We start from the raw sequence: 13,288 nt of genomic DNA, 5'->3' as shown, positions 1-13,288 counted from the left end.
AATATGTGTATTAAAAGAGTATCTTCAAAATTCATCACGCTTTTAGTTGTATTAGCAATGCTGATTTCTACCTTCTGTTTTACTTTCCCCGTGTCTGCTGCGGATAGAGGTGAATGGGCTCCGTACACTACATATGCTGCAGATGATATTGCTACCTATAACGGAAATGCATATACATGCTTACAGAGTCACACGTCCCTTCCCGGCTGGGAGCCAACCAATGTACCTGCTCTCTGGAAAGCCGGCGGCACTGCGGCTGTGGCAACACCTGCCTTCAATCCGGCACCAGGTACATATAATTCAACTCAGACTGTAGCTATATCCTGTGCTACAACTGGAGCAACCATAAGATATACAACCGATAGCAGCGAACCAACTGCGTCCTCTACAGCTTATGCAAGTCCGCTCACAATCTCTGCAACAACTTCCATAAAGGCAAAAGCCTTTAAATCTGGCATGGCGGATTCAGCAACTGCAAGTGGCACCTACACCATTAATACAAATGTTGTAGCTACACCAACCTTTAGCCCAGCCGGTGGATACTATGCTAATACGCAGTCTGTAACCATCTCTTGTTCAACAAGCGGTGCAACCATCAGGTATACTACCGATAATTCCACGCCCACATCTGCATCACCAGTCTATTCAGGTGCCATATCTGTCACGAAATCCACCACTATTAAGGCTATAGCACAAAAAGCTGGAATGACTGACTCAAATGTGGCAAATGAATCATATACGATTGGCGGTTCATTACAAAAGAGGGTATTAATCGGTTACTGGCATACCTGGGGTGGCGATGCAAGCGGAGGAGTGCCTTTCGTCAAGCTTAGAGATGTTGATCCAAACTGGGATGTGATCAATATAGCTTTTGCCGAACCGGTTACTCCTGGAAGTACAACCGGTCAAATGAAATTTGCAGTTACAGGTTTAACCTCAAGTTATACCATTAATGACTTCAAAGCTGATATAAAAACACTACAAAGCAAAGGGAAAAAAGTGGTTCTTTCCATTGGCGGCTATGCTGGATATTTCTCCCTTACCACAGCTTCTGCAGCAACTACCTTTGCAAATGACATAAAAGGATTTATAAATGAATATGGTTTTGATGGTATTGACATTGATCTGGAACAGACCTCGGTTGAGTTTATTAACGGTTCAGACCCTGATTTTAAAAACCCGGTGTCTCCAAAGATTGTCAATATGATATCAGGGATCAGACAAATCTGTGATTCCTATGGATCAAACTTTATCCTCTCATGGGCACCGGAAACCTTCTACCTGCAATTGGGATACCAGTACTATGGAGGGCTCAATTCCGGATGTGACAGAAGAGCCGGTGTTTACATACCAATGATCTATGCTCTTCGTGATAAAACCACCTATGTACACGCGCAGCTCTATAACTCTATCCAGGTTATGGGCCTTGATGGAAAGTACTACAGCATGGGAAATTCTGAAGCTGTAGTTGCAATGTGCGAAATGATGCTCAAGGGCTTTCATTGTGGAGGAAATTCCAATTATTTCTTCCCTGGGTTGAGGGCCGATCAGATAGCAATTGGCGTCCCCTCATCTCAAGGCTCGGCTGGGAGCGGGCAGATATCCAATGCTCAGTTACAGCAGGCCTTTAGCACTTTGAACGCTGCTTATCCGACACTAAGAGGTATTATGACCTGGTCTATAAACTGGGATGCGTTCCAGAACAGCAATTCCTTTGCAAAGAGTAATGGTGCATATCTGGACTCTTTGCAGTAGTAGACTTTAAATTAATAAAATAAATGAAAGGAGTTCTGAATATGAAAAATCTGTTTATGAAGTTCTTGACCGTTTTTCTGAGTTTGGCATTGCTTTTAACCTTTCTGCCGGTATCGGTAGAAAAAGCATCTGCAGCGCTGACCTCAAAGCGTTTGATTGTATACTTCCCCGACTGGGCTATATACAATGCGGCTCACAAGTCCATGACTGTAAGCATGATTCCCTGGACAAAAGTAACCTGTGTAAATCACGCCTTCTTTGAAGTAGATAGCAGCAACAAGCTGGCAACCATTGACCCTGATGCAGATTTTACCCGTCAATTCCAACATTCAACAGCTGACTTGGCAGGTCATTTCGGAGAATATAAGTATTATAAAACACAGTATCCTAATGTAAAAATAATGGTGTCCGTAGGTGGCTGGACCAGAGGACAGAACTTCCATAAGATGGCCCTTACCCCTGCAACCAGAGCGGTCTTTATTCAGAGTGTTGTTGATTTCCTCAAACAATATCCGTTTATTGACGGTATCGATATTGACTGGGAGTATCCGGGAGTCGACAGGGCTGCAGACCCCAATGACCAGTATGATAAAGGCTGCCCGGGCGGCCCCGAGGATAAGCAAAACTTCACCTCATTATTCAGAGAACTGCGCCAGGCATATAACAATAACGGTTTATCTGGCAAGTTACTGACAACAGCAATTGCTGCAGGCTATGACAAGCTTGAGCTGCAGGAACCAAATATCTATGCCCAGTATCTCGATTGGCTCAATGTTATGACCTTTGACTTCCATGGAGCATGGGAGCAAACTACAAACAATGCAACTCCAATGTATGCAAATCCCGCAGATCCATCAGGTACTTCACCTATAGACATAAAGAATAAGTATAATGTGGATTATGCAATGAAGAACCTTAGGGACAATTACGGTATTCCGGCAAGCAAGCTGAATGCTGCAACTCCGTACTATTCCAGAGGCTGGGTAGGTGTTTCCGGCGGAACCAACGGATTGTTTGCCAATGCCACAGGTCCTGCCACAGGTCCTTGGGATAACCCTAGTTCACCAGGCGGACAATATCCTTATTTCCAGCTGAAAACCATGGAAAACTCAGGCGGGTATGTAAAGTATAGGGATCCGGTATCCAATACTCCTTACCTTTACAACGCATCCCAAGGTATTATGCTTACCTACGAGGATGATATATCCCTTGCACAAAAATTAGATTACATCAACTCAAACGGTTTTGGAGGGATAATGGTTTGGGATATATCCGGTGATGACAACAATTTTACCATGACCAATCTTATTTACAGCAAAATAATTAATAACAATCTGGAAACTGTAGCAACGCCGACTTTTAGTCCACCAGGCGGAACTTACGTTACATCACAGTCAGTAGCCATATCCTGTGCTACTCCAGGTGCTACTATCCGGTATACCACAAATGGAACGGATCCTACTCCAAATTCTCCTGTTTATACCGCTCCAATCAATTTGCCCGGCAGTAATGTGACAACAACCACTACTATACGGGCAATCGCGTTCAAGTCGGGTATGAATGATTCTTTTGCTGCCAGCAGCACCTATACTATTTTGGATAATACCACTGTGGCTCCGCCAACCTTCAGTCCTGACGGAGGTACATTTGACTCGGCACAAAATGTATCCATTTCTACTCTGACAAACGGCGCAGCCATCAGGTATACAACGGACGGCTCTGCACCAACTTCAGCATCAACATTATACACCGGGCCGATTAATGTACCTACTAATACCACAATGACAATAAAGGCAAAAGCCTTTAAATCCGGGTTGAATGATTCTATTGAAAAAAGTGCATCCTTCATCGTTCACAATTCAATAAGTTATCTTCCATGGGCTCCAGGCACCGTTTACAAAATAGGAGATATCGCGTCCTATAACGGTATTGTCTATAAATGCACCTTCCAGCACACTTCAATGACCACCTGGGAGCCACCTAATGCGCAGGCTCTTTGGTCTGTATACAATGGAGGAGCTACAGGAGAAACGGTAGCTACGCCCACTTTCAGCCCTGACAGTGGAAATTATACAGGTACACAAAATGTAATCATTTCCTGTGCAACAAGCAATGCCGTTATCAAGTATACTACTAACGGCTCCACACCAACAGTAAATTCCGCTACCTATACAGCTCCAATTGCTGCCTCGAGTACTGCAACCATAAAAGCTGTTGCCTTTAAATCAGGCGCATATGATTCAAATGTTGCCAGTGCCACATATAATATAGGCACCATGCAAACGGTAGCGACACCTGTTATTAGCCCTCCAGGCGGCACTTATGTATCATCCCAGTCTCTGACTGTCACCTGCAGTACGCCCGGAGCCACCGTAAGATACACACTTGATGGAAGTGAACCTACTGAGAATTCTCCCATTATTGGCGGGTCTATATCAATTTCAAAAACTACAACCGTTAAAGTGAAAGGCTTCCTTACCGGAATGCTGTCTTCTGCAACAGCAACTGCAATATACGCTATTGTTCCACCTACTGTGGCTACCCCGGTTATGACTCCTGGAAGCGGAAACTATACCTCTTCACAGACTGTTTCTATAACTTGTGCCACCAGTGGAGCTGTTATCAGGTATACTACGGATGGTTCAACACCTTCAGCGTCTTCCACTATATATTCAAACCCTATAGTTGTGTCCCAGAATACAACGATAAAAGCATACGCAACGGCAAATGGAATGACTGATTCAGCAGTGGCTGCTGAAACTTATAACTTTGGCACACCTGTAAAACTGATGCTTACTATCAGTCCTGCCTCAGGAACTTACACGGGTCCTGTGTCTGTAGCTATCACATGCAATTACGCCAGTGCTACCATAAGGTATACAGTTGACGGTTCAACTCCAAATCCTTCCTCTACGGTTTGGACTGCTCCCGTTACTGTGTCAAGCTCTGCTGCCGTAAAGGCCTATGCTTCGGCACCCGGCTATTTGGATTCTGATATAGCAAGCGCCCAGTATACGATAACTCCGGCAAAAGTTGCCACACCAACCTTCAGTCCTGCAGCAGGTTCGTACCAGGCAGCCCAGACAGTAACTATATCCTGTGCTACAAGTGGAGCAACCATAAGATATACCACTGACGGCACCACGCCAACATCAACTTCAAATATATACAGCACTCCAATTGACGTGACAGCTACCACTACAATCAAGGCTATTGCAATCTATACCGGCATGACAAATTCCGATGTAAGCAGCAGCACTTACACTATCACACCTGTTATACCTGCTTGGGGACCGAATATTTCATATAAGACAGGCGATCTCGTAAGCTACAGCGGAAAGACTTATAAATGCGTACAGGGCCACACTTCACTGCCCGGTTGGGAACCATCCAACGTTCCGGCCCTCTGGCAGGCACAATAGGAACAGCGTTGATAGTTGCATAAGAACTTTCTTCCTCTCATCTATGCAGTTTATGTATTTCAATTCTAATGCAATAAACAAACTATAAAATATGGGGGCCATCGCAGTAGAAGTCAGTGCGATGGCCCCTTTTTACATAAATAGATATATTCTGAAATATTCATGGTTCTTCCTTTAGCTAATTTTTTTATATTAATATAATTTTCCTAACATATTTGAAATACTATAATACGATTATCCTATAAAATAACTATATTATATTTTACATGATTCTAAATTTATTGTATTTGCCGGTTAATGTCGGTTTAACTCACCCCCCACGGCCGTCCTCTCCTTATGAAGAGACTTACTATAGTGGCAAATTCAAGAATGATGAAGAAACACGTCTAAAATATACTCTTTATATTATAAAGAAAAAATAAAGGGAGGTTAACAGTAGCATGAAAGTATTTATGATAGGCGGGACAGGTTTACTTGGCTTAGAAGGGGCAAAAGAATTGATTCGTAGGGGGCATGAGGTATCTTCAATAGCATTGCCTCCAATTCCGGAGGGTGTAAGTTTGCCACCGGGAATGAAGTTATTTTTTGGCAACTATATGGAATTAACCGATGAAGAAATTAGAAACTTCATGAAGGGCTGTGAAGGTTTTGTCTTTGCGGCTGGAGTAGATGAAAGGGTAGAAGGGCCGGCACCAATTTATGATACGTTTTATAGGTACAATATAAAGCCGTTGGAGAGGTTGCTAAGAATTGCTAAGGAGGTCGGAGTAAAGCATGCTGTTGTGCTGGGGTCATTCTTTGCTTATTTTAACAGGATATGGAAAGGTCAAAAGCTATATGATACCCATCCCTACATAAGAAGCCGTGTAGATCAAGCCAATATGGCATTATCCTTTGCAGATGAAAATATGGATGTATCTGTTTTGGAATTACCATACATATTCGGTACTCAGCCAGGACGTAAGCCGGTATGGGTTTTTTTAATTGAACAGATAAGTAAAATGAAAGGTTCCACTTTCTATCCTAAGGGGGGAACAGCCATGGTTACAGTCAGACAAGTCGGCCAGTGCATTGCAGGAGCCCTTGAACGCGGCAAAGGTGGGAAAAATTATCCTGTAGGCTACTTTAATCTCACATGGAAGGAAATGCTTACAATCATGCACAAACACATGGGTACTCCGGATAAGAGAATCATAACGATACCAAAATTTTTATACAGGCTTGGGATGAGATCTATCATAAATGAATATAAGGAAAAGGGCATAGAGCCAGGGCTTGATCCCATTGGATTGGTTGAAATAATGACCAACCGGGCGTTTATTGATAAAAAAATAATTGTAGAAGAGATGGGTGTAAAAGGAGATGATATTGATAAGGCTATCGGTGAATCAGTTAGACTTTGCATGGAAGTTTTGGATGGAAAACAGAAGACGATCAGCATGAAAGGTGAGTGAAGATATTATGTCAAAAAAGAAAACAGTTTTTCTTACTGGAGCAACAGGCAATATGGGTTCTTGCGGTTTAAAAGAGCTGCTAAAAGAACCATCAAAATATAACATTGTTATATTAGCGAGAACATCAGTAAAGGATAAGGAAATGCTTAAGCAATATGAAGGTCTCGATAATCTGAAAATAGTCTGGGGCGATTTGATTAATTATAATGATGTTAAAACATGTGTTAATGGAGCGGACATTATACTGCATGTAGCTGCCTTTGTATCCCCGGAGGCTGATTATCACCCGGAGCAAGCTATGAGAATTAACTATGGATCAACCGTGAATATCATCAACGCTATAAAAGAAAGTCCGAATCGTGACAGTATTAAACTTGTTTATATAGGAACGGTTGCACAGACTGGAGATAGGATGCCTCCGATCCATTGGGGCAGAGTGGGAGATCCTATCAAGCCAAGCGTTCATGATTATTATGCAGTATCGAAAATTGCAGCCGAAAGAGCTGTCATTGAATCTGGATTGCGGTATTGGGTTTCTCTAAGACAGACCGGTATATTCTCTCAACATATGGTAGAAATAAATGATGGTATCACGTTTCACAATTGCCTGGACAATGTGCTTGAATATGTGAGTGATCATGACTCGGGTGTTCTTCTGAAAAATATCTGTGATGATCTGCCGGAAGACTTCTGGGGGCATATATACAACATTGGTGGAGGTAAAAAGGCAAGATTAAATACGTATCAAATGTTTAAAGACATGTTTGAAGTGATGGGACTTACTAAATTGGAGTATGCCCTTGACGCAAACTGGTTTGCTACAAGAAATTTCCATGGTCAATACTATTTGGATTCGGATAAACTGGAGAACTATTTACACTTCAGAAGCCACGGTACAGAATATTTTACTGATCTTTACAAGAAAAACAATCCAAGTGCTATTAGGGCGGCTAAAATAATTACAAGGTTCCCAGGTGGGCAAAAGCTTATTGGCAGTACTGTAAGAAAGCAATTTGAGAAAACGGCAAGAACAGAACATGGTCCGCTTTTCTGGGTAGAAAACAACAAGCTTGATTACATTGAACCCTTCTTTATCTCCAAGGAGGCAAGAGATGCTATTTCACCAAGTATAAAGGATTTTAAGCCATATTCAGATTATGACAGGGTAGTACATATAGATCACGGTTATGATGAAACAAAGCCGGAGAGTATGCTTGATATTGAAGATTTAAAAAAAGCAGCTGCGTTCCGTGGAGGAAAATGCATGTCTGACAATATGACCATGGGTGATATGAGGACAGGGCTTAGTTTCAAGTGTGCTTTCGGACATTCCTTTGAGGCAAGCCCAAGGCTTATATTGGAAGGGGGACATTGGTGTCCACAGTGTGAACGAGAAAGCTGGAATTACCATGAAATTGCAAAAAGAAGTGAGTTTTTTGCTCAAGTATGGTATCCGCTTCATAGTCAAAATGAACCAAGTAAGGTTTACCCCAAGAAGGTTAATGAACTTGAGTATACCTAAATAGAGAGTGTGAAAGTTTATAAATAACAAATCCTAAGCAATTATAAATCTGATTTAGCATCTCGAAATCTGTTTGGGGTTATATCGGTATATTTTTTAAACACTGTTTGAAAATGGCTCTGCGAGGAAAAAGCCAGATGTAATGCAATTTCAGAAATACTTTTGTTAGTAAACTGCAATAAACGCTGAGATTCCAAAATTTTTTGCTGCAAAATATATTGTGTTAAGGTAACACCGGTTCGCTCATGAAACTGATTACACAAACGGGAACGGGACATGCCGAATTCGGCAGCCATTTCTTCCACTTTGATATTGCTAAATAAATTTTCGGAAACATAATTTGCACATCTTATAAATAATTTAGAGGAGTTATTGCAATTATATTTTGCCTGGTTTGTACGTTCGGTAAAATCTAATAACATTTGCCTGATTAATTGGTATATGAGTGCGGAGTCACGAAGCATTTCAAACTTTTGAATATACAAATCCGATAAATGAAGTGCAGTCTGGACATTTAATCCCCCTTCAATTGAGGCACGGGAAGCCCCGGTAGTACAGCAAATTCCCATGTTCTTAAGTTGGCGCAAGGTATCATTGGCCATTGTTCCGGCCTTTATTTTTGGATAGGCACTTAATAATTCTTTTAAGGTTTCATACTGGCCATTTTTTACATAGAACAATAGCATTTTTTCATTTTGATAGTTATCTACAACAAGGGCACTGGATTCTTTTTCATCAGAGAAAGTCAGTGTATTCTGTACACTGCTATTCATGAACTCATGTTGATGATTCTCTGAATTGGTTTGTACAAATACGTCTTCTACAAAAAGAGGATCTTTATTGAGCGTGGAAGCAATAAAGGAAAGGAGCCATCCTATCCGTTCGGCAGAAATAGAGGGAGCGCACTCTAGTTTACCAATATATTCTTCCTGATATTTTTCTTTTACATCTAATAAAAATAAAAGGTTATCCAATTTATTTTTATCTTTCACTAAAATGGAAGAAGGCCCTATCACAAGCCGATAATCACCATCCAAAGAAACATAACCATAGAATTGAAATAAGTCAGTAGTAATGATACCGGCAGTTTGCTCAGACTGTAGCATATCTTTCTCATAAAGCAGAAAAGGATCCGGGTTCATGGGATATACCGAATAGTAGTAGACTTGATTTTCTTTTTGGTAAAGTCGGACAGAAGCACTTGTGGATTTGGCAAGTGCTTTACTTAAATATTCTAATTTATTCAAATTCATGTATATTCCCCCGCTTTCTCAGATTTGGACTTTTTATATAATTTGTAGAACAATTTTGAAATACAAGAATTATTTTAACATATAAAATATGATTAAGTAAATATATCGCTGTAATAATATTTAACCCAAAATGGATAGCAGAGCAGAAAAGGAGGAACAGACTATATGAAAAGAAAATATCATGAGAAACTTTTAGAAGCACTAAAACAAAATGAAAAAGAGGAAGTAGTAAATGGTATTAAAGTATTGGTCAAGCCCATTCCAGAAGGCGGAGAACCGGGAGATATGGATCCACGGCTTTATAAATCCATGAAGAACGTTGCCATGCTGGTAAAGTTTATGCCAAAGCCAAAAAAGAATCAAAGTATTTTGGAAAGAATAAGGCCTATGCGAAAGATGTTTAATGAGTATAAGGGAATCCAGCTGGTTGAAGAGGGGGTTACCACACAATATTTTAATGTAAACAGCGCAGATGGTTATCAAGTACCGGTTCGAGTGTATAAAAGAACAAACGCCGGCACAAATTTACCAATGTTTGCTTACTATCACGGTGGTGGATTTTTCGGTGGTTCTGCCGATGTTGTAGAACAGATGTGCAAAGTTCTGGTACAGAATATTGATTGTGCAGCCTTTAATGTTGATTATCGTCTATGTCCGGAAAATCACTATCCACAGCCTTTTGATGATTGTTTCTTTGCGACAAAGTGGGCATATGACAACGCGGAAAAATTTGGTGCTGATAAAAATAAAATGGCAGTATCCGGAGACAGTGCCGGTGGGAATTTGGCAGCAGCAGTTACCTTGCGCGACAGGGAAGAAAAAACCGGAATGGTAAAACTTCAGGTACTAATCTATCCTGCAGTCAACATTTCGGGAAAGAAAACGGAATTTTATCAAGGTGTGGATTTAAGTAAATATCAGCGCAGTAAAAAGCATGGGAAAGTTTTAGATGCTACGTTGTCTATGATGAACAGTCTGTTGGATGGCGGTGGTGACATCAATATGCTGGAGCAGGTCTATTTGCAAGGGAACTTAAATTCAGACCATATCTATGCATCTCCATTATTGGATGATATGCATGATTTACCTCCTGTTTTATTGATTTTTGGAGAACATGATTTCTTAGTATTTGAGGATTTTGCTTATGCCAGGACATTTGCAAAAGCCGGAAGAAAAATAAAGACAATAATATATCGCGGAATAGGGCATGGGTTTGCAGATCAAATCGGAGTAATACCACAGGCTGAAGACTGCATGAAAGAAATTGCTTCTTATATGAAAGAAATTTTATAGTTTGAAAATCAGAAGGCAATCGGAAGTTAGTAATTGCGCAAAGGAGCGCAGATAGGAGTTTGCATGGAAAAAGGCAATCATACGTTAAAAAGTGTTTTACCTAAAGCAAAGGAACTTGTAGAGCAGATGTCTCTCGAAGAAAAAGCCAGTCTTTGTTCGGGAAAGGATTTCTGGCATACAAAAGGAATAGAACGACTTGGAATAAAATCAATGATGGTAACGGATGGCCCCCACGGTTTACGCAAACAAGCAGGAGATTCTGATCACCTGGGTATAAATAATTCGGTATTAGCGACCTGTTTCCCGACGGCTGTAGCAACAGCCTGCAGCTTTGACCGTGATCTATTATACGAAATGGGTATGGCACTTGGAGAGGAATGTGTACAAGAGGAGGTTGCTGTAATTCTGGGGCCGGGAGCCAATATAAAGCGAAGTCCGCTTTGCGGCCGTAACTTTGAATACTTTTCAGAAGATCCGCTTCTGACGGGAGAAATGGCTGCGGCGCTCATTAGTGGAATACAGAGTAATAACATAGGTGCCAGCCTGAAGCATTATCTTGCAAACAATCAGGAAAAAGCGCGTCTTGTCTCAAATTCGGTAATTGATGAGCGGGCACTCCGGGAAATATATCTTACCGGATTTGAAATAGCGATAAAGAAAGCACAACCTTGGACATTGATGTGTTCGTATAATAAGATTAACGATATTTATGCTTCAGGACACAAGCGTCTTATGACAGACATTCCCCGCGGTGAATGGGGGTTTGGCGGAGCCATTATGACTGACTGGGGAGCGATGAATGACAGGGCGGAAGGTATCTTGGCAGGACTGGATTTGGAGATGCCGGCTTTTGATGGAGCTTCGGACCAATTGATTGTTGATATGGTTCGAGCAGGGAAATTGGAGGAAAAGCTGGTTGATCTTTGTGCAGTTCGTATGACGGCTATCGCACTACAGGCAGAGAAAACACAAACAACACCTTATGATGCCGAAGTACATAATGAATTGGCAAGGCGCATTGCACGTGAAAGTGCAGCGCTGCTGAAGTTAGGAAATGCCCTGCCGGCAGACAAGCATAAAAAGATTGCTTTAATTGGTGAATTTGCCAAAGTTCCTCGTTATCAAGGGGCAGGAAGTTCAAGGATTTCTCCAATCCGGATTACTTCTGTAACCGATGCCTTTGATGCGGAAAATATAAGCTATTCTTTTGCACCAGGTTATTCGTCCGCGAGTGATGAACCGAATGAAGCGTTGATTACCGAAGCAATCGGAGTAGCAAAAGAAGCAGATGTGATATTTGCTTTTGTCGGTTTACCGGATAGCTATGAAAGTGAGGGATTTGACCGCACTCATTTAAATATGCCAAAGGCACATACTGGATTGATAGAAGAACTCATTGCTACAGGGAAAAAGATAGTAGCTGTCATAAGTGCAGGGGGAGTTGTAAATATTCCGTGGCGTGACAAAGTGGATTCCATACTTTTGATGAATCTTTCCGGACAAAACAGTGGTTACGCCGCATATGATCTGCTTTTTGGGGATTATTGTCCCTGCGGCAAACTGGCAGAAACCTATCCGTTATCACTTACTGATACCCCTAGTATCACTCATTTTGGTACAGGAGGTAATATTGAATACCGGGAAAGTATCTATGTAGGATATCGATACTATGATAAAGCGCAAAAACAAGTGATGTATCCGTTTGGACATGGACTTTCCTATACAGCATTTACCTATTCGGGATTAAAGCTTAGTGCAAAGAAGATGGGAGACAGAGATACACTTCAAGTAGAGCTGGTAGTTACCAATACCGGAAAGTGGGCGGGAAAGGAAATCGTTCAGCTGTATATTTCAGCACCGGAAAGTACTGTTTTTAAGCCTGTTCGTGAACTTAGAGATTTTGCAAAAGTGGAATTGCAGATAGATGAAAGTAAAACCGTTACGTTTACATTGGAAAGGCGTGCATTTGCTTACTATAACGTTAATGTGAAAGACTGGTTTGTGGAAAGTGGTGATTACAGGATTGAAATTGGTGCATCATCAAGAGATATACGATTGCATGATACGGTTACCATTGAAAGCAGACAAGAGGGAGCAATACCTGATTATCGTGCAGCAGCACCGGGCTATTACAGTCTTTTACAACCAGGAACTTATGATATTCCAAAAGAACAATTTGAGGCAGTTTTAGGAAGAAAAGTACCACAAGAGCGCAGCCCAAGACCCTTTACGCTCAATTCTACGCTGGGAGAAATAAGGGTTCATTGGATTGGACGTATGATGAATAAGCAAATAGAAAAGTCGACAATGCAAATGTTCGAAGGGGGCGAAGGTAATTCAAGTGACATTGTAAAGATGATACAGGAAATGGCAGTAGATATGCCCCTGCGTCAGCTGGGTATGCTGTCACAAGGTAAGTTATCAGTTAGAATGGTTAAGGGACTCATAGATATAATGAATGGGCATATCCTAAAGGGAATCCGTGGGTTGATGAAAAAATAAAACACAGTACCAGCCTTTACCGGAAGCCAAGTAAGGTTTATCCCAAGAAGGTTAATGACTCAATATAGTTAAATAGAGAACGGGACT

The 13,288-nt window shown here is 41.3% G+C and carries 7 protein-coding genes; 6 read left to right on the top strand and 1 reads right to left on the bottom strand.

The genetic code is table 11. The features are described 5' to 3' along the window. Positions 1–3 precede the first annotated feature (3 nt). The 4 genes from BUF11_RS18355 (at position 4) to BUF11_RS18340 (ending at position 8,153) form a co-directional block, all read left to right on the top strand. The gene (locus tag BUF11_RS18355) at positions 4–1,755 is read left to right on the top strand and encodes a chitobiase/beta-hexosaminidase C-terminal domain-containing protein (protein ID WP_073590320.1); all 1,752 of its coding nucleotides are present in this window, start codon (positions 4–6) and stop codon (positions 1,753–1,755) included. A 41-nt stretch (positions 1,756–1,796) separates the two neighbouring features. Beyond that, positions 1,797–5,177: a chitobiase/beta-hexosaminidase C-terminal domain-containing protein gene (locus BUF11_RS24810; protein ID WP_073590319.1), complete on the top strand. Its 3,381-nt coding sequence runs from the start codon at positions 1,797–1,799 to the stop codon at positions 5,175–5,177. A gap of 440 nt (positions 5,178–5,617) precedes the next feature. After that, entirely contained in the window at positions 5,618–6,631 is a 1,014-nt protein-coding gene (locus BUF11_RS18345) for an NAD-dependent epimerase/dehydratase family protein (RefSeq protein WP_073590318.1), read from the top strand. A 7-nt stretch (positions 6,632–6,638) separates the two neighbouring features. After that, positions 6,639–8,153, top strand: a complete 1,515-nt coding sequence (locus tag BUF11_RS18340) for an NAD-dependent epimerase/dehydratase family protein (RefSeq protein WP_073590438.1) — start codon at positions 6,639–6,641, stop codon at positions 8,151–8,153. Positions 8,154–8,194: 41 nt separating this feature from the next. Here BUF11_RS18340 and BUF11_RS18335 read toward each other — a convergent pair whose 3' ends face one another. Beyond that, positions 8,195–9,406 (bottom strand): AraC family transcriptional regulator, encoded by a 1,212-nt coding sequence (locus BUF11_RS18335; protein WP_073590317.1) that lies wholly within the window; start codon positions 9,404–9,406, stop codon positions 8,195–8,197. A 165-nt stretch (positions 9,407–9,571) separates the two neighbouring features. Between BUF11_RS18335 and BUF11_RS18330 the strand changes: the two genes are divergently transcribed. Together BUF11_RS18330 and BUF11_RS18325 are read left to right on the top strand one after the other, a co-directional pair. Then, positions 9,572–10,699, top strand: coding sequence for an alpha/beta hydrolase (locus BUF11_RS18330; protein ID WP_073590316.1), 1,128 nt, complete (start codon positions 9,572–9,574; stop codon positions 10,697–10,699). A gap of 63 nt (positions 10,700–10,762) precedes the next feature. Then, positions 10,763–13,201, top strand: a complete 2,439-nt coding sequence (locus tag BUF11_RS18325) for a glycoside hydrolase family 3 C-terminal domain-containing protein (RefSeq protein ID WP_073590315.1) — start codon at positions 10,763–10,765, stop codon at positions 13,199–13,201. The last annotated feature ends 87 nt before the right edge of the window (positions 13,202–13,288 follow it).

The organism is Anaerocolumna xylanovorans DSM 12503, from assembly GCF_900143645.1.
In the GTDB taxonomy this organism is placed as follows: Bacteria; Bacillota; Clostridia; order Lachnospirales; family Lachnospiraceae; genus Anaerocolumna; species Anaerocolumna xylanovorans.
This window is presented reverse-complemented; position numbering and strand designations above follow the sequence as displayed.